The organism is Paenibacillus dendritiformis (assembly GCF_021654795.1).
Taxonomy (GTDB): Bacteria; Bacillota; Bacilli; order Paenibacillales; family Paenibacillaceae; genus Paenibacillus_B.
This window is the reverse complement of record NZ_AP025344.1, coordinates 4257049-4275367: the sequence shown is the minus strand read 5'-3', so window position 1 is coordinate 4275367 and position 18319 is coordinate 4257049. Positions and strand designations below refer to the sequence as shown.

Annotated in this window: 19 protein-coding genes, 1 tRNA gene and 1 pseudogene; 18 read left to right on the top strand and 3 right to left on the bottom strand. The window is 51.6% G+C overall.

Annotated features, from left to right (window positions below; genetic code table 11):
• Positions 1 to 75 precede the first annotated feature (75 nt).
• From L6439_RS18925 to L6439_RS18865, 13 genes are all read left to right on the top strand, one after another.
• Positions 76 to 1206, top strand: coding sequence for an amidohydrolase/deacetylase family metallohydrolase (locus L6439_RS18925; protein ID WP_213469464.1), 1131 nt, complete (start codon positions 76 to 78; stop codon positions 1204 to 1206).
• The gene (locus L6439_RS18920) at positions 1160 to 2272 is read left to right on the top strand and encodes a DgaE family pyridoxal phosphate-dependent ammonia lyase (RefSeq protein WP_213469463.1); all 1113 of its coding nucleotides are present in this window, start codon (positions 1160 to 1162) and stop codon (positions 2270 to 2272) included. The genes L6439_RS18925 and L6439_RS18920 overlap by 47 nt, the downstream gene beginning before the upstream one ends.
• The gene (gene dagF / locus L6439_RS18915; RefSeq protein WP_213469462.1) at positions 2265 to 2996 is read left to right on the top strand and encodes a 2-dehydro-3-deoxy-phosphogluconate aldolase; all 732 of its coding nucleotides are present in this window, start codon (positions 2265 to 2267) and stop codon (positions 2994 to 2996) included. The genes L6439_RS18920 and dagF overlap by 8 nt, the downstream gene beginning before the upstream one ends.
• Entirely contained in the window at positions 2989 to 4017 is a 1029-nt protein-coding gene (locus tag L6439_RS18910) for a sugar kinase (protein WP_213469461.1), read from the top strand. The genes dagF and L6439_RS18910 overlap by 8 nt, the downstream gene beginning before the upstream one ends.
• A 38-nt stretch (positions 4018 to 4055) precedes the next feature.
• The gene (locus L6439_RS18905) at positions 4056 to 4769 is read left to right on the top strand and encodes a GntR family transcriptional regulator (protein WP_168182623.1); all 714 of its coding nucleotides are present in this window, start codon (positions 4056 to 4058) and stop codon (positions 4767 to 4769) included.
• Between the two features lie 274 nt (positions 4770 to 5043).
• Positions 5044 to 5304, top strand: a complete 261-nt coding sequence (locus L6439_RS18900) for an HPr family phosphocarrier protein (RefSeq protein WP_111153105.1) — start codon at positions 5044 to 5046, stop codon at positions 5302 to 5304.
• A 67-nt stretch (positions 5305 to 5371) separates the two neighbouring features.
• Positions 5372 to 7105 (top strand): BglG family transcription antiterminator, encoded by a 1734-nt coding sequence (locus L6439_RS18895; protein ID WP_213469460.1) that lies wholly within the window; start codon positions 5372 to 5374, stop codon positions 7103 to 7105.
• A 178-nt stretch (positions 7106 to 7283) separates the two neighbouring features.
• Complete coding sequence (locus tag L6439_RS18890; RefSeq protein WP_213469459.1) at positions 7284 to 7646, top strand: PRD domain-containing protein; 363 nt, start codon at positions 7284 to 7286, stop codon at positions 7644 to 7646.
• A 15-nt stretch (positions 7647 to 7661) separates the two neighbouring features.
• The gene (locus L6439_RS18885) at positions 7662 to 8027 is read left to right on the top strand and encodes an SFCGS family glycine-rich protein (protein ID WP_213469458.1); all 366 of its coding nucleotides are present in this window, start codon (positions 7662 to 7664) and stop codon (positions 8025 to 8027) included.
• A gap of 6 nt (positions 8028 to 8033) precedes the next feature.
• Positions 8034 to 8372, top strand: a complete 339-nt coding sequence (locus tag L6439_RS18880) for a DUF4312 family protein (RefSeq protein ID WP_168182626.1) — start codon at positions 8034 to 8036, stop codon at positions 8370 to 8372.
• Positions 8373 to 8419: 47 nt separating this feature from the next.
• Positions 8420 to 9208 (top strand): DUF4311 domain-containing protein, encoded by a 789-nt coding sequence (locus tag L6439_RS18875; RefSeq protein ID WP_111153109.1) that lies wholly within the window; start codon positions 8420 to 8422, stop codon positions 9206 to 9208.
• Position 9209: 1 nt separating this feature from the next.
• Positions 9210 to 9860, top strand: coding sequence for a DUF4310 family protein (locus L6439_RS18870; protein ID WP_420540567.1), 651 nt, complete (start codon positions 9210 to 9212; stop codon positions 9858 to 9860).
• Between the two features lie 303 nt (positions 9861 to 10163).
• Positions 10164 to 10250 (top strand) — tRNA-Leu (locus tag L6439_RS18865).
• Positions 10251 to 10492: 242 nt separating this feature from the next.
• Here L6439_RS18865 and L6439_RS18860 read toward each other — a convergent pair.
• Positions 10493 to 11134, bottom strand: a complete 642-nt coding sequence (locus tag L6439_RS18860) for a hypothetical protein (protein ID WP_213469457.1) — start codon at positions 11132 to 11134, stop codon at positions 10493 to 10495.
• A 324-nt stretch (positions 11135 to 11458) separates the two neighbouring features.
• Between L6439_RS18860 and L6439_RS18855 the strand changes: the two genes are divergently transcribed.
• The 5 genes from L6439_RS18855 (at position 11459) to L6439_RS18835 (ending at position 15857) form a co-directional block, all read left to right on the top strand.
• The gene (locus L6439_RS18855) at positions 11459 to 12286 is read left to right on the top strand and encodes a GNAT family N-acetyltransferase (protein ID WP_213469456.1); all 828 of its coding nucleotides are present in this window, start codon (positions 11459 to 11461) and stop codon (positions 12284 to 12286) included.
• A 76-nt stretch (positions 12287 to 12362) separates the two neighbouring features.
• Complete coding sequence (locus tag L6439_RS18850; protein ID WP_168182631.1) at positions 12363 to 12614, top strand: hypothetical protein; 252 nt, start codon at positions 12363 to 12365, stop codon at positions 12612 to 12614.
• Positions 12615 to 12812: 198 nt separating this feature from the next.
• Positions 12813 to 13739, top strand: a complete 927-nt coding sequence (locus L6439_RS18845; RefSeq protein WP_213469455.1) for a PadR family transcriptional regulator — start codon at positions 12813 to 12815, stop codon at positions 13737 to 13739.
• A 211-nt stretch (positions 13740 to 13950) separates the two neighbouring features.
• Positions 13951 to 15303, top strand: coding sequence for a transposase (locus tag L6439_RS18840; RefSeq protein WP_213471782.1), 1353 nt, complete (start codon positions 13951 to 13953; stop codon positions 15301 to 15303).
• Between the two features lie 50 nt (positions 15304 to 15353).
• Entirely contained in the window at positions 15354 to 15857 is a 504-nt protein-coding gene (locus L6439_RS18835; protein ID WP_213471794.1) for a VanZ family protein, read from the top strand.
• A gap of 77 nt (positions 15858 to 15934) precedes the next feature.
• Here the strand turns inward: L6439_RS18835 and L6439_RS18830 are convergent.
• Both L6439_RS18830 and L6439_RS18825 read right to left on the bottom strand, forming a co-directional pair.
• A pseudogene (locus tag L6439_RS18830) lies at positions 15935 to 17286 on the bottom strand (transposase).
• A 289-nt stretch (positions 17287 to 17575) separates the two neighbouring features.
• Positions 17576 to 18313 (bottom strand): cyclase family protein, encoded by a 738-nt coding sequence (locus L6439_RS18825; protein WP_213471732.1) that lies wholly within the window; start codon positions 18311 to 18313, stop codon positions 17576 to 17578.
• Positions 18314 to 18319 lie beyond the last annotated feature (6 nt).

Sequence of the window (18319 nt, the reverse complement as noted above, 5' to 3'; positions counted from 1 at the left end):
AACATTATAATGTTTTGCTTTTCGAGAAGGAATCTTTGGACTTTTTCTTTCATTATTTGAAATGAGGTGATCACGTTGACCGAGCGGATCGTCCTGCGCGGCCTCAAACGCGTGGATGGGACGTATTTGGATCTGGTCGTCGAGGACGGAATCATTGCCGGCATGACGGAAGCGGGCGCCAGTCGCGGCGGCGATATTCTGGATTATACGAATACGGAGACTTATGTATCCAGCGGCTGGATCGATCTGCATGTCCATGCCTTCGAAGAGTTCGATCCTTATGGCGACGCGATTGACAAGATTGGCGTGGAGCAAGGCGTGGCGACTGTCGTCGATGCCGGAAGCACGGGGGCGGATCGGATTGGAGATCTGAGGGCGCAGGCGGAGCGAGCCGCCACGAACGTGTTGGCGCTGCTGAATATTTCCAGGATCGGGCTGATGCGCACGGATGAGCTGTCGGACCTGGCCTGGGTCGATCCGGCGGCGGTGCGGGAAGCCGTCGCGGAGCATCAGGATTTCATCGTCGGGCTCAAAGCGCGAATAAGCCGGAGCGTCGTGCGCGGCAGCGGCATCGAACCGCTCAAGCAAGCGCGCGCCTTGTCGGACGATACAGGACTTCCCGTCATGGTACATATCGGGTCGGCTCCTCCCGGCATTGAAGAGATTATTCCTTATTTACAGCGGGATGACGTGATTACCCATTATTTGAACGGCAAAGCGAATAACTTGTTCCGCGATAATGGAGAGCCGCTCCGCGTGCTGACCGACGCGATTGCGCGCGGCGTGCATCTTGACGTTGGGCACGGGACAGCGAGCTTCTCGTTCAAGGCGGCGGAATCCGCCAAGCGGCATCATATTCCGCTCCATACGATCAGTTCCGACATTTACCGGGGCAACCGGCTGAATGGACCGGTATACAGCTTGGCCCGCGTCATGTCGAAATTCCTGTATCTGGGTTATTCGCTGGCAGAGGTCGTCGCGTCCGTGACGACGCATGCGGCGGATTGGCTCAAGAAACCGGAGCTGGGCCGGATACAGGCAGGGGATCGGGCCAATTTGACGCTGTTCGAAGTGCGGAAGGAACCGATTGAGCTGACGGATTCGGAAGGCGATGTCCGCATCGGGCATCAACATCTTGTAGCTAAGGGAGTGTTTGCAAATGGCAAGTACGTTGCATGTGAAGTACGGCCTGAAGCGCGTCATTAATGCCAGCGGCCGCATGAGTATCCTGGGCGTGTCCGCGGCGACGGACACGGTGATGGAGGCGATGAAAATCGGCGCGCAAAGCTATGTGGAAATTGCCGATCTCGTCGATAAGGCAGGCAGCTATGTCGCCAAGCACCTCGGTTCCGAAGCGGCCGTCATCGTGAATTCGGCCTCGAGCGGAATCGCGTTGTCGGTCGCGGGCATCGTGACGCGAGGGGAACGCCGCCGCAGCCTTCGCTTGCATCAGGATCCGATCGAGAAGAACGAGATTATTATGTTGAAGGGTCACAATGTGCAATACGGCGCTCCCGTAGAGACCATGGTCTATCTGGGCGGCGGCAAGGTGGTGGAAGCCGGTTATGCGAATGAAGGCAGGGCCGAACATATCGAGGACGCGATTCATGAGAAGACGGCGGCCATACTCTATGTGAAATCCCATCATGCCGTGCAGAAAAATATGATCTCGGTCGAAGAAGCGTGGGAAGTAGCCCAGCGCAACCGGGTGCCGCTCATCGTCGATGCGGCTGCAGAGGAAGATTTGCAGAAATATGTGAACGTATCCGATCTGGCGATCTACAGCGGCTCGAAGGCGATCGAGGGGCCGACGACGGGGATCGTGGCGGGCAAGCGGCAGGCCGTGGACTGGGTGAAAGCCCAACTGCACGGCATCGGACGGAGCATGAAGGTCGGCAAAGAATCGGTATTCGGGCTGCTGCAGGCTTTGGATGAGTATATGGCGAAGGAAGACAAGAGCGAGCAGGAGAAAGAGATGCTTGCCAAGCTGATGCCGCTGAATGAACTCGAGGGCGTCACGTGCACGATCGTTCAAGACGAAGCGGGCCGGGCTATCTACCGCGCGCGCATTCAGATTGATCCCGCGCTTGCCGGCACGACGGCCACCGGGGTCGTCGAAGGGTTGAAGTCGGGAGAGATTGCGATCTACACGCGCGATTACGGGGCAAGACAAGGCTATTTCGATATCGATCCGCGCCCGCTTATGGGGGACGACATCGACGTCATCGCGGCGCAAATTCGTAAACTAACGGGAGGGACTGCTCATGTCTAAGATGGATCAACGGTTGTACAAAGGACGCGCGGCGCTCAATGTGCTCGCCAACAGCGCAGATAATGCGAAGGAAGTGTTCGATGCGGCGGAAGGGCATGTGCTGGTCGGCGTCCTGTCCAAAAACTATTCGGCGGTGGAAGCGGCCGTCGAGGCGATGAAGGAATACGGCGCGGCGATTGACGAGGCCGTGTCGATCGGGCTCGGCGCCGGCGACAATCGCCAAGCGGCGGTCGTCGCGGAGATCGCGAAGCATTACGGCGGGACGCATATTAACCAGGTGTTCCCTTCCGTTGGCGCGACCCGCGCCAATCTCGGCGGCAAGGAGTCCTGGATCAACAGCTTGGTTTCGCCGACGGGCCAGGCCGGTTATGTCAATATTTCAACGGGTCCCGCAAGCGCCGCACACGCGGATCAAGCCATCGTTCCGATCAAGAGCGCCATCGCTCTGGCGCGCGATATGGGCGGCAATGCGCTTAAATTTTTTCCGATGGACGGACTTGCTTGCGAGAGCGAGCTGCGTGCCGTGGCGAAGGCATGCGGCGAAGAAGGCTTTGCGCTGGAGCCGACCGGCGGAATCGATCTCGACAACTTCGAAGCGAATGTGCCGATCGTCATTCCGCATGTCTACTCTTCCATCATCGATAAGGCAACCGGGAAGACGAAGGTTGAGGATATGCGCGTCCTGTATGCGACAATGAAGAAATGGGTCGATTATTATGCCTGATCGGACTCCCAAAAAGATTGCGGCCTTCGGAGAAGTGATGATGCGCTTGACCGTGCCCGGGGTGGAGCGGTTAAGCCAAGCCAGCCGGCTCGATTATTCGTTCTCGGGCACGGGCGTCAACGTCAGTTCGCAGCTTGCCCGCTTCGGGCATGAGGCGTATCTGGTATCGAGGCTGCCGGACAATCCGCTGGGCGAAGCGGCGGAGGCTCATCTGCGCAAGCTTGGCATCGGCACGGCTTATCTTGCCCGCGGCGGGAACTATTTGGGGATGTACTTCTTCGAAAAGGGGTTCGGGGCGCGCCCGGGGAGGGTCACCTATACGGAGCGGCTGGGAAGCAGCTTCAATACCGCTCCGGAAGATGCGTATCCGTATGCCGATATCGCGAACGGGATCGACGCCGTTCATCTGTGCGGCATTGCGCTGGCGATGAACGATGGCGTCCGCCGCCATATGAAGGCATTGGCCGCCGCCGTCAAGGCTGCGGGAGGGCTCGTCATCTTCGACTGCAACTACCGCCCGGCGCATTGGGGGGAAGGCGGGCATGGGAAGGCCAAGCCCCATTATGAGGAGATGCTGCAGCTTGCGGATATCGTCATGATGAACGAAAAGGATGCGATGCTGACGCTGAACATGAAGAGCGGGAAGGCCGGACGGCGGGAACAGGCGGAGGAATTGATTCCCCAGGTGGCCAAGCAGTATAATATTTCCGTCATCGCCGGCACCCATCGCACGATTGTGGACAGTCAGACGCATTCGCTGCAGGGCTTTTTGTATAAGCGGGACTCCTTCTATTATTCCGAACCGTTAACGTTCGCGGTGCATGATCGGATTGGCGCGGGGGATGCCTATACGTGCGGCATCCTGCATGGCGAATTCCGCGGCTTCCCGCCGGAACGGACGGTAAGGTTCGCTGCCGCTTCCAGCATGCTTGCGCATACGATCGAAGGCGATACGCCGATGGCGGCCGAGCAGGAAGTGATGCGGGCGATGGAAGAGTCCGGGATCGACGTCGAGAGGTAAAAGGAAGCAAGCAAGTAAGGGAAAGGCGGGACGTAGTCTTGAAACGGTCACGGAACAAACGTCCTTTGTATGTACAAGTAAGCAATATTTTGCGCGAGCGCATTTTGCATGGCGTCTATCCGCTCGGCACGAATATTCCGTCAGAGCCTCAGCTGGAAGAAGAATTCCAGGTCAGCAAAATAACGGTGCGCAACGCCATCATTGAACTGGTGCAGGAAGGGTATGTAGAGAAGGGCAGCGGGAAAGGCACCAAGGTCATTCGCAATACATCCGCCTCGAAGCTGTCCAAGTGGAAGCGGTTTACGGAAATTTTGGTCGAGGAGGGCCATCGGATTCATAAGCGGGTCATAAGGGCGGAAGTCATCCGCGCCGAGGAGGGAACCGCTCCTTGCCGCTTGTTCGGGGCGAGCTGCCTATGCATCGAGCGGGTCTATGATCTGGACGGTTCGCCGTATATCCACTTTACTCATTATTTGTCGCATCAGGCCGGAGCGCTCGATCTGTCGGAACTGGACGGGCAGTCGCTGTATGAATGGCTGGAGGAGCAGGATATCGAACTCGGCCAGTATAAGGATGAGTTCGCCGTAGCGACGGCGCCGCCCGCGGCCAGGGCGGTGCTTGGCGTAGGAGCGGACGTGCCGCTCCTGCGGCGTTCCCGCTATTCTTATGACGTGAACGGCACGCTGATCGAATATAGCGTAGGGTATTACCATACGGCTCTTCATTCTTATGTCGTGAATTACGACGGCTAACAGGGCTTGCGCTGCACGCCTTGGGCGAATGATGGGGCCAGGCAGAAGCCGCTCTTCGTGCTGCCATCGGGCAGCGCGGACGGAGCGGCTTCTGTCTTTTTGCTGTCCGCCCCTCTCGGGAGATGATCAATTTGCCTCCCGATGAACAGTGCAAGAGGTTGTATCTTGGCAGCGTCCTGAATGTACGATACCGTTAAAGCAGGGAATAAGAACATATCGCGGCGGTTGCGATCTCATTGATGTAGATCAAGACTGCGCACAGGAGGGACACATCATGGATAAGCAGGTCACGATCGCGAATCCGCTCGGGATTCATTCCAGGCCGGCCGGAGCGTTAATGAGAGAAGCGAAAGCGTTCCCATGCGATATTCGGCTCATTAAAGGCGAGAAGGCGGCGAACGCCAAGAGCATTGTCGGCATTTTGTCATTATCGCTGCAGCAGGGCGATCAGGTGATCGTGGAAGCGAATGGCGAGCAAGAAGCGGAAGCGGTGGAGGCGCTTGCGGCCGTGCTGGAGTCGATATTGGAGGCATGATGGATTCGTGCCGCTAGCAGGCGATAAGGAGTGATGCGGTATCACACTGTCAACGCGTTCTCGCCGCTTGCTTAAGACCTTGATGTTCGCGAATACGCCGTTCCATATTAAAGAATTGGCCGCCATGTACGAGGTGAGCGAGCGCTCGATCAAGTACGATCTGGAATCGATTCGCATGTGGTTGAAGGAGCAGGGGATGACGCTGCATTCAAGTCCCAGCAAAGGGATTTGGCTGGAATGCGGCCAGGCGGCGCGGATGGCGCTGCTTCACCGATTGGATGAAGCGGGTGATGGAGGCTTCATTAGCCAACGGGAGCGAACGGCCTGCATCATCCTGGATTTGCTGCTCGCCGATGAACCCGTCCCTATCGGGCGGTTCTGCAAGCGATACGATGTTACCCGCAATACGATTGTGTCGGATGTGGCGCTGGCCGAGAATCTCCTCGCGGAGCATCGGCTTGCGATCGAGCGGACGCGGCGGGGCATCAAGCTGAAGGCTGGCGAGCAGGAGCGGCGTATTGTACTGGAAAACGTTATTTACGGGCAACTGGATCAAGCCGATATGCTGCAAATCGTTCAGGGCGTTGCGCTGCGGAGGAAGCCGGACACATTCGCCGTCTATGTGTTGGATCGCTTGCTTGCGTCCGTTGCCGACGTGAATATGCTGTTCGTGCTGGTCGCGAACATCGTTCAGGATATCGAGCGGGAGCTTGAGGCAACGTTATCCGATCGCGTCATGATCGGGGTTTTTATCCGGCTGTGCATTGCCATTCGGAGATGCCGATCGGCAAGCGGTTCAGCTTGCCCGCTGCCGGCGGATTGCGCCGACGCCCCGCAGGCCAGACTGATGATTCATTCGATTATTCGAACGAGACTGGAGCCATTGTCGGAACGCTATTCGCTGGTCTTGACGGACGGCGATGTGTGGTTCATCGGCTTGCAGGCGGAAGGGCTTGCCGCTCCGCAGGTCCAAGGAGGAGGGCACAAGCCGCTTCCCGATGTGTACGGGATCACGATGGAGCTGATTCGGCAGGTGGATCGGGAGATGCAATTCCCGTTCCAAGAGAGTCCGGATCTGGTGGACAGTCTGTTTGCGCATATGTCGAGCCGCATCTCGAAGCATAGCTTGGGGGTGGCCGATCCGAATCCGCTGGCGAAGGATGTGATGGTGAAATACAAAACGATGTTCCGGCATGTCAAGGCGGCGTGCATGAACGTGCTCCGCGAGCATCAGATTTTCCTGACCGATGCGGATATTGCGTACATTGTGCTGCATTTTCAGACGGCGTATGAGCGCCGGATCGATCAGCACCGGTGGAGAGCGCTGGCCGTGTGCGGCACAGGGAGGGGCACGGCCCAACTGCTCACCACGGTTATCGAGAGCGAGCTGAAGCATATCCGGTTCGTGGCCACCTGCTCGGTGATGGATGTCAAGAAGGTGCTGCAGAACATCGAAGTCGATTTGATCATCAGCAATTTGCCCGTATCGGCCGACGTTCCGGTCGTCGTCGTCCATTCGATTCCGGGAGTCAGGGATATCGAGGCGATTCGCATGCAGCTTGGCCGGCTGCGCCGCGGCGCGTCAAGCAAGGAGGGCGGGAGCGGGCATATCTTCGGCGAAGCGAAGGCGCATCCTTGCCATGAGGCGGAGCTGGAAAGCCGGATTCGCGATGTGATCTATACGGGCTATGAATTGTCGAGCGCCGTCATCGCGCGCTTCAAGCGTTATCTGTCGGAGGAACGGGAGGAAGGACTGCGGCTTCACATGATGTTCATGGTGAACCGGGCCGCATGCGGCTGATCCTTCGCGGACAGCAAAGAGCTTCCGATACTGGATGAAACGCGGCGGGCGATGAAGAAAGAGATCGAACAGATGCTTAGAGAACGAAATGTAAGCGCTTCAGAGGGAGAGGTTTTTGCCATTCTCAGATATTTGGAACCGTGTAACGACAACTTGAATGATGGAGAGCGATCAGCAGATGGACAGAATCGAACGAATACTTCATGATATCCCTGCCAAGACGAAGGCAGATCCGGACGAACTGGAAGAGCTGCGGCCGATGCTTGACTGCCTGCTGGCAGGGAGTGAGGGGATTGGTTTGCCGCTGACGGATGACCGCCTGCTCGTCATTGCCATCCATTTGCTCGGGTTCGCGCGCAGACGGAAGCGAGAAGAGTCACTGCCCGAGGTGGAGGAATCGATGTTGGACGAGGCGAGTCCGGAACTGGCGCAGCTAAGTCGCCGCACGCTGCGAAGGTACGGGGAACTCGCGGAGCAAGCGATTGATGATGCGGAAGTTTTTTATTTGACGGTTCATTTCGAAGCGGCCAGGAATCAATAAGAAGAGGTGAAGACGATGGGGAACAAAGTGAAAGTCGTGATTGGAGATCGCTTGGGCAAAGGACAGCAAGTGGCGAAGGGAGTAGAGGCGGCAGGCGGGGAAGCGATCCTGATCCCGGGCGTCGGGGCGGACATGAAGGTCGGCGACGTGATGCACGCGGAGCAGGCGGACTTCGGCATCTCGTTCTGCGGCAGCGGGGGAGCCGGAGCGGTTACGGCCAACACGAAATATAAGTATCCGATGGAATTCGGCCTGCGTTCCATTGATGCGGGCGTGACGGCCATTCGGGAAGGCAAGAAGGTGATTGGCTTCGGCTTCATGGATGTGGAGGAACTGGGCCGAAGGCTGACAGAAGCCTATATTCAGCAATATAGGGGGTGATGCGGGATGTTACGCGTATGGGAGCAGAAGATCGAGATCGAAGGGAAGGGAGCTTCGAAGGGGGCGGCATTCCAGCAGGCGCTCTCCGCCATGAAGAGGAAGCTCACGCAGGAGCTTCCCGATGTGCTGCTGCAGATTGAGCCGCAAAATGTCGAAGTGCTGTCGGCAAAGGAGACCCGCTATACGGAACGCTTTTTGGGGCTGTTTTTTCCGAGAGTAAGGGCGCGCTACGAGATTCGAGTTCGCATCCATATTAAAATCCGCGCCGTAAAGCTGGACGAAATCGCGTTCGAGCAGCAGACGGAATCGTTGTCCCCGCCCCAGCGCATTCTTCATCTTCGGTAGGACGATAATCAGCTTGCAAGCATTACATCCGAGTGGGGAGGACTCCGATGGAAACCGTTACGATTATTGTGGAATCGATCATTATCGGCCTGTTGGTCGGGTACGGCGTTGGGGCTGGCGCGGCGCGCATGTTCCACGCCCCGAAGGTGCAAGGCATGGGAGCGTTCCGCACATTCGGCGAATTGAATGCATGCGAAGGCGACCCCGTGGCGCACTTCTCTTTCGGACTCGGCTTTCTGTTCAACGCCTGGGCGTCCGTTGTCGGCGCGGGCGGACTGACGCAGGATGTGGATCACCGCATCATTCCGAACTGGTCGGCCGCGCTCCTGATGATTCGCAATAAAAATGTGGAGGATACGCTGCACAATCCGAAGAAAATGGCGTATGCCGGAGCGCTGGTCGGCGCTATCCTCGTGCCTCTGTTGAATTCCACGGCAGCAGCCATTCCGGCATCGCTGCAAGCCGTTGCGACGCAAGTGCTGGTCCCGGCGGCAAATTGGCTCATTAATCCGATTATGCCGATCGTGTTCTGGACCGCGGCAATGGACGCCGGCAAGCGCCCTGGCTTGTGGGCGACGGTGCTCGGCGGATTCGCTCACATGATTATGGGCAATGCCGTGCCGGGGCTTGTGCTGGGGATACTGGTCGGCAAAGGCTTGGACGACAGCGGCTGGAACCGCATTACGAAGACGCTGGTCGCGGCGATTGTGCTATTATTCACATTGAGCGCTTTTTTCCGCGGCTTCGATGTTCAACTCCTCCACAGCTTGCATGTGGAGAACATTCCGCAGTGGCTTATTGATCTGCATGCATTTTTCGGATCGGAGGTTCGTTAGCGTGGAGACGGTAAAACAAGGCTTTTGGTATTCGGAATGGGCGTTCGTCTGGTTTGTCGCCTGCTTGTCTTCCGGCATTTTTGCGGGGACGCATCTCTATTATGTCTATCATGTGGGCGCATTCAACGATATCGCGATTGTGGCGCTGTTGGAGGCGGGCATGAAGGGCGGCAGTTATGGCGCGGCCGCAGCCTTCGGCGCAAGCTTCTTGTTCGCACGCATTCTCGAGGGACCGCTCGTTGGCATCTTGGATATCGGCGGCGCGCTGCAGACGGGTATCGGCATCGGCGTCCCGGCGTTGATGCTCGGGGCCGGCATTACCGCTCCGCTTACTTCGTTTCCGCTCGCGCTCGTAACGGGAGCCGGGCTGGGCGCCCTCGTCGGTTCGGTCATTATTATGATCCGCAAATTTACGATCAACGCGGCGAATTCCACCTTCGGCGCGGACGTCATGATGGGAGCAGGCAACGCCGCAGGCCGTTACTTGGGGCCGCTCATCGTCATATCGGCCGTCATGGCCTCGATTCCGGTCGGGATCGGCGCGACGATCGGCGCAGGCATTTTTTATTACTTCAAAAAGCCGATAGCCGGCGGCGCGATTATTGGCGCCATGGTTCTGGGCGCGCTTTTCCCCATTGCCGCCGGTTCGTGAAGCCGGCGCATGAAGGCCATGCGTCATTGAACCGGATGTTACTCCAAAGAACGCCTAGAATGAACGGCAAGCCAATCGCTGGAGGAGAAGCGGGCAGAATGAGCGCATGAAGAGCTTCCGCTCAATGACGAAGAACCACGTTCTCCGGGCGTGGTTCTTCTCGGCTGCGCACCGGGAGACATTTTCACAGAAGAATAATATTTTATGTGTTTCATGCTTGACATCGGATGTTAGATAGGCTATACTAATGATTGTTGAGGCGATGTTAGCGACTTTGACAGGAACATTACATAACATGCATATGCGGTCATGGCGGAATTGGCAGACGCGCTAGATTCAGGTTCTAGTGGGGTAACACCCGTGGAGGTTCGAGTCCTCTTGACCGCACCATACTTAATAAATGAAGAAACCCTTACTGCCTAAGGGTTTTTATTTTTTTCTGCTCGAGTATCTGCTCCGTATCCAACTTCTCATTGGGCCATAGGGGACGAAGCGGGAACGGTTATTATTTTCTTCGCCGCGCCGCTTGCCCCTTGCTTCTTCTCTTGAACCAGCTAAGCCTTGTTCCCACATTGCAGCCATCCATTACCCTTTCGCCATACCGACAAATGCCGCCATGAGAGGCATCAAGCTCACGACGCCGCAGCTTCTCCATTCTCTAGGTATTCATAGTCCGTGATCAACCAGTTGTCATCGAACTTCTTCACTGTCAATTTAATGAAATAGGGTCCTTCACCGCCTGTGGAAGTCGACATATGGTAACGCACAAGGAATTCTGTGGTTGAGTCATCCAATTGCTTTTCGCTGTCAATCACCATGCTGGATACCCATGGACTGGATAGGCCTATCACCCAGCTCCCTTCTTCAACAACCTCTGAAGCCATTTTTTGGTCTCTAATTTGCGGATCGAGAATGGCATACAAGAGCGCTCCATTCCGTGTCTTGATGCTAGTATTAAATAACTCTCCGGCTTCTTTGGCGGAGTGGGGAGCAAGTGCTTTTTCCAGCAGATCGAGCCGAATCCTTTGTGCTTCCCTCTCTGTGTCCATCAACACCCCTTGCCGATTGACGACCCAGACTATCTTCTCCTCGATGATTTCGCTAAGCGATTTGACGGAATCTATTACGTGGCTATTGAGCTTTTCCAGTGCATTACAGGCCCTGATGACGTTCCCGTCGGCGCTCGGTCTGGTTGGACGGCTCGCAAAGAGAGTTATCGCGACAACTAATCCGATTACAATTCCGGTGGCAATACCGTACCCATATTTTTTCATTTCGCACCTCTTGTTACCGTTAATATCATATCTACACTATGATAGACGATGTCGAAGGATGATCGGTTCGAGCGCAGACTCAAATATAACAAATTTTTTTAGCATACGTGCAGTTGGTGGCGGCTCATGAATTTTTTTTATTTTTCATGAACGAAGGAGCTCTCCTCTGCATCTAAGCTTATATAACTCAAAATCAAGCGCAATGATTTTCCGTTATTCTCCGTATTTTGAGAATGGGTTACGATTTTGGAATTCTGATGGCCATCCGGATGGAATCACAACCATGTTCTCCCGAAAACTGCCATTGAAGGAGTGGACTTAATAGTGATCAGCAAACTTAACAAAAACGATTATGAGAAAATAAGGCCATTGCTCAAAAACGAGCAGCAAAATGACCTGACTTTAAATGCAATTATTAAAGGAACCAACCGCGGCACCGTGTATGTGGACAACCCGGAACACCCGCGCACGGCCATAGTTGACGTCATTGGCACGATAACCCTGTTTATTGGGGATCATACGAACGAGGACTTTTTTCGCCTGCTGCCGGACTATATCGATAACCAGTTGAAAATGGATACGTTAGAATCTTGCGGAGGTACTTATTTCTTAACGGTTGTTAGCGATGAAGCCTGGGAACGAGCGATCGAGAGCGCCATTGCGCACCGCGATTACGAGCCGGATTACGAATGGTACCATACCTTCAACGCGGAACGCTTCCATGCCCTTAAAAGCGGACTAAAGCCGCTGCCGGCGGGGTATACCGTTCGCAGAATCGACAAAGGGACGATCGAGAACGATCCAGAAGGGCTCCTCTCCGAAGCAGTGAACGAATTCTGGTATTCGACGGACGATTTTCTGCGCAAGGGGGTAGGCTACTGCGTGTTGAAGGACCGGCACGTCATTAGCGCCTGTTTTTCCTGTTGTGTGAATGGCCAGGATCACGAGATTAGCGTAGAAACCTACCATGACGAGGACATGAAGAAAGGTTTCGCTTCGTTGGCGAGCGCCGCATATTTGGAGCATTGCGTCGCTCACGGATTACACCCGCATTGGTCGGCCCTCGAGACGAATAAGGAGTCCCTTCGACTAGGGGCGAAGCTGGGATTCGAGTTCGCATACAAGCGAAAGACTTTTGAATTTGAATTTTAGATAAACTACAACTTGGCCGTTTGCTTGCAGATAATAAGAAAGAATGGGTTGATGAAATCGTGTTTCAGGTATATGGATGGTTGATTGGGATATCGGCCCTGATGGTACAATTTTTCTTATCGAGAAGGAAGAGCGTTTACTGGGGGGCCATCTTGCCTATTTTGTATATCGTTTTCATACTTATTTGGCTGCCCGACAGGTATGGCAAGGACCTCCCATTTTCTGTGATATTATCCGCTCTTGCCGGCTTGGCGGTCCTCTTGGGAATATGGGCGAATGGAAGGGATGCTTGTACGAAGAAAAGAAAGAAAATGAAGCCGCACGATAGTAAATAGAATAACCATTTGTTTAAATTTCTTTTTAGCGATTCGGACCTGTTAACTTCGCCGGTGAACAGCCAAAGAGCTGCGGGAGTTTTTCCTCAACTCCTTAGCAGCTCTTTTTAAGTTGAATATCTCATATTTACATGAGCGGCAAAATAAGTTACTATTAACCTATGTTACAAGTAACCTAATGAGGTGGCTTTATGTCAATCAAGTATGCCATACTGGGGCTTCTTAGCTGGAAACCCGCTACAGGATATGAGCTAAAAAAGATTTTTGAAGACTCTTCCGCGATGTATTGGTCCGGCAACAACAATCAGATCTACAAGTCCCTTGTTCAGCTCTTGAATGATGGCTTGGTGACGAACGAGGTTAAGCATCAGGAAAGCTCTCCATCCAAGAAAATTTACAGTATTACCGAGGAAGGGCTGGCCAGATTGAAAGATTGGGTTCTTGAAGAACCGGACGTTCCCGAGCTCAAGAACACGTTCCTTATTCAATTGGCGTGGGCGGACCAACTGAGCGACGAGGAATTGCATGAAATGCTGGATCGATACGAGAGCAGCATCCACATGCAGCTTGTCTACCAGCAGGAAAAAAGGAAACGCGGAGTTCAGGCGCCCAATCGAAACGAGCGGGAAAGCTTTTTGTGGGAGAAAATTGCCGAAAACCAGCTCTCCTTCTATCAGAACGAACTGAAATGGGTGCAAGGCATTCGCAAGGAACTCGATGACCGAACACAAATGGAGGAGAGAACGACAATGAACTATAAAATTGTGGAGAACGGAACGAAAAAGTATATCGAATTGATCTCTGGCCCAACCCCGATAAGCACAGAGCAGGATGCCGTGGATCTGGTTGCGTTGTGCAGAGAACATGATCTCGATTTTCTGATGCTGCATGGGGAGGCACTGTCGGAGGACTTTTTCAACCTGAGAACAGGCGTAGCGGGAAGAATGATGCAAAAATTTATCACCTACAGTGTTAAGACGGCCGTCGTCATTCCCGATCCATCGGTGAATAAAGGCAGGTTTAAGGAAATGGTCACCGAATCCAATCGCAGCAACCAGTTTGGGGTTTTTGCATCCAGAGAAGACGCGGAAAGCTGGCTTATTCCATCACTCTCTTAGCAAAAAATCCGAGGGGTTGAAAAGCTGGTAACGAGGAGAGTTGGGCAATGGACTATCTTCTTGATTTTATTTTGTTAGCATTCGAATCAATTTCATAAATCGAAAGTCTTGCTATGACTGGGTTTTTAAGGTACAGAAAAAGGAGTACCTCCCCAAATCTCGAATAAGTAAAGTATCCACACAATACCCAAAGAGATGAGGCGAACTCCCTATGCCCTATATTCGACATGAGAGCTTATTTACCCTGCAAGAGCTTTATGAGATGGAACAAAAAGATCGTTTTCGTGAGATTTTTTCTACAATCGACATCACTCCGATCTTGCGTTTGGTCAGGAAAACATCTTTTTATGGTGCCCCCATTGAAGTGAATTATAGGGCGATGGTCTATTCCTTGATTGTTAGAATCGTTGAACGTATTCCTACGATTAAAGATTTAATAAAGAGACTTCAACATGACATCTTATTCCGCATGGATTGTGGCTTTATGCTTTCAGAAGCGATTCCTTCGGCCTCTTCCTATTCCCGGTTGGTGCGCAAGATGAGCCAAAGCCATGCACTGGAGGACATGCAAGAGCAGTTACTCGAACAAGCCATGGCAGAAGGATTCATTACAGACGATACGGTTGCAATCGATGCGACCCATATCGAAGCTCGGGATCAGGCACCTGCGAAGCAAGAAAAGGAAAAACCTGAGCCAAAAAAGCGTGGGCGAAAAACAAAAGCCGAACGTGAAGCTTGGCTCAAACAAAAGCAAGAAGAAGAGGAACAAAAACCAATCTTCGAAAAAGAAATTGCCGCTCAATTAAATGAATCATTCCATGTTTTGCGAGATCAAATGCCTCTTGATCCGCAGTGGGGAGTCAAGAAAAATAGTGATGGAAAAAATGTCTTTTGGTATGGCTATAAAGGTCATCTTGCCATTGGAACGCAGAGTCAGTATATCCTCGGAGCCTTGCTCTCTTCCGGAAGCTTGAATGACGGTAAAGCGGCCATTCCACTCCTAAAAGGGGTTGCTTCACAGCATCCGAATTTCAGTTTCAAGTACGCAACCATGGATGCTGGATACGATTATGAACCTATATACAAGCAAGTTCGAGAAGCAGAGGCACATGCTGTAATTGCGTATAACCGTCGCCGAGAACCAGAACACGACGGATTTGACGAACACTTCGCCCCAACCTGTGTAAGGGAGCATTCTTATCGTTATGACAGCTACGATTCAAAATATGGAACACTCAAATATGTTCGACCGAAAGAATGCGAAAGCTGTCCATTGGCGCATGATTCACTTTGCCAGAAAGTCTATAAAATGAAGATAACAACTGATCTTAGAAAATATACCGCCCCGGCCAGAGGCTCAAAGCATTGGAAAGAAATCGCTAAGAGACGTTCTGCAGTCGAAAGAGTGAATGCTTACTTGAAGGAATTCTTCCAATTGAACAATGTGAGACACCGAACGGGTCAAAAAGCTAAGGTTCATTTTAACTTGGTTACTTTGGTTTACAATTGTATAAAATTAGCATGTGATCGTTTAAATCGTCAATTCCAAGAGCAAGCTGCATAATTTTCAAAAAAGGAAATACTTTAATTCGGTTAATCTACAGTTTTGTAATTATGCATTATGAAATTGATTCATTCATTTATGTTTTGTTTTTTTATAGGAAATGGAATAAAAAATCAAAAAAGCATTTAATCCTGAATTCAATAATATACGTTTATATGGTAATGGTCTTATTTGTTACGGTAATGCCATTTACCTTACCTTTTGGCGGAACGAATAATTTGTTTATGGAGACGGCAAATTTTATTCCTTTTAGAGATTTAATGGCAAATTACAGTGGGGCGGCTAGAGAGCTCCTTTTAAATGTAATTATGATGATGCCATTTGGATTTCTATATCCCATCGCTAAGAAAAAAGGTGTTCTCCGTACGGTTGCATTGACTTTTACTTTTAGCTTACTCATTGAATCTTCTCAGTTACTAAGTGCGTGGTGGGGAGGCTTACATTCAAGAACTTTTGATGTGACTGATTTGCTCACAAACACATTTGGAGGTTTACTGGGCTATCTGATTTTTTTAGCTTTAAGACCAGCGGTCCAAAAAATATTAAAAGAATAACTAAATTGAATCAATTTCATAATGCATAATTACAAAACTGTAGATTAACCGAATTAAAGTATTTCCTTTTTTGAAAATTATGCAGCTTGCTCTTGGAATTGACGATTTAAACGATCACATGCTAATTTTATACAATTGTAAACCAAAGTAACCAAGTTAAAATGAACCTTAGCTTTTTGACCCGTTCGGTGTCTCACATTGTTCAATTGGAAGAATTCCTTCAAGTAAGCATTCACTCTTTCGACTGCAGAACGTCTCTTAGCGATTTCTTTCCAATGCTTTGAGCCTCTGGCCGGGGCGGTATATTTTCTAAGATCAGTTGTTATCTTCATTTTATAGACTTTCTGGCAAAGTGAATCATGCGCCAATGGACAGCTTTCGCATTCTTTCGGTCGAACATATTTGAGTGTTCCATATTTTGAATCGTAGCTGTCATAACGATAAGAATGCTCCCTTACACAGGTTGGGGCGAAGTGTTCGTCAAATCCGTCGTGTTCTGGTCTCGGCGACGGTTATACGCAATTACAGCATGTGCCTCTGCTTCTCGAACTTGCTTGTATATAGGTTCATAATCGTATCCAGCATCCATGGTTGCGTACTTGAAACTGAAATTCGGATGCTGTGAAGCAACCCCTTTTAGGAGTGGAATGGCCGCTTTACCGTCATTCAAGCTTCCGGAAGAGAGCAAGGCTCCGAGGATATACTGACTCTGCGTTCCAATGGCAAGATGACCTTTATAGCCATACCAAAAGACATTTTTTCCATCACTATTTTTCTTGACTCCCCACTGCGGATCAAGAGGCATTTGATCTCGCAAAACATGGAATGATTCATTTAATTGAGCGGCAATTTCTTTTTCGAAGATTGGTTTTTGTTCCTCTTCTTCTTGCTTTTGTTTGAGCCAAGCTTCACGTTCGGCTTTTGTTTTTCGCCCACGCTTTTTTGGCTCAGGTTTTTCCTTTTCTTGCTTCGCAGGTGCCTGATCCCGAGCTTCGATATGGGTCGCATCGATTGCAACCGTATCGTCTGTAATGAATCCTTCTGCCATGGCTTGTTCGAGTAACTGCTCTTGCATGTCCTCCAGTGCATGGCTTTGGCTCATCTTGCGCACCAACCGGGAATAGGAAGAGGCCGAAGGAATCGCTTCTGAAAGCATAAAGCCACAATCCATGCGGAATAAGATGTCATGTTGAAGTCTCTTTATTAAATCTTTAATCGTAGGAATACGTTCAACGATTCTAACAATCAAGGAATAGACCATCGCCCTATAATTCACTTCAATGGGGGCACCATAAAAAGATGTTTTCCTGACCAAACGCAAGATCGGAGTGATGTCGATTGTAGAAAAAATCTCACGAAAACGATCTTTTTGTTCCATCTCATAAAGCTCTTGCAGGGTAAATAAGCTCTCATGTCGAATATAGGGCATAGGGAGTTCGCCTCATCTCTTTGGGTATTGTGTGGATACTTTACTTATTCGAGATTTGGGGAGGTACTCCTTTTTCTGTACCTTAAAAACCCAGTCATAGCAAGACTTTCGATTTATGAAATTGATTCAATTAACAGAAAATTATCAGAGAGTCTTGCTCCGACTATAAAGAACGGATGGAGCACTCCGAAGTCATGCAGTGCTGGGCGGGTTATGATCTAAGGGGATGCGGCTGCTTGGCTTAGCCAATAGAAAAACACGCTTGCGTACGGCAGCGTGTTTTTTGCGTTTATGGCAAGATGGCGAAGGATCGCACCGGAAATCCGGATGCTTTCTCCGGCTTGGGCACAATGTTAAAGATGATGGCGCCTGTGGCCGGCACTTTATCCAGATTCTTCATGAGCTCGACTTGGTAGGCGTCTTGTTCGAGCACGTAATACTCTGCTAACAGGGCGCCATTCTTTTGATAGTCCACGCTCGCGTCCGTATCGAATGTTTCATGGCCGATTGCTTTGATTTTTCTTTCCTGGAATAAAAATTGAAGCGCGGCCAGCGACCAGCCCGGTGCATGGTTGTTGCCGTCCGCATCTTTGTTATTGAAGGCGTCTTTATCCGGCCAGCGCTTGCTCCAATCGGTTCGCAGCGCGACGAAGGAGCCTGCCTCGATGGTGCCGTGCTCCGCTTCAAATTGCAAAATGTCTTCTACGCTGATCGTATAGTCATGGTTCGCTTCGGCTTCTTTGGACTTGTCGATCACGACCAGAGGCAGGACCAATTCCTTCAAATCCAGCTCATCCAAATAACGAGTATTCCGCACAAAATGAATGGGAGCATCCAAATGCGTTCCGTACTGTCCGGGGAAGGTAAAGCTCTGGGCAAAAAATCCGTCATCATGGTTGAATAAGGTCGTGAACCGGGCGTCGGCAAAGGCGGAAAAATGAGGCGAGTCCGGACCGAACGTATGCGTCAGATCGACCCATTCCTTTTCCTTTAATCGCTGCAACGCGTTGATTAATTCGTTTGCCATCTGACC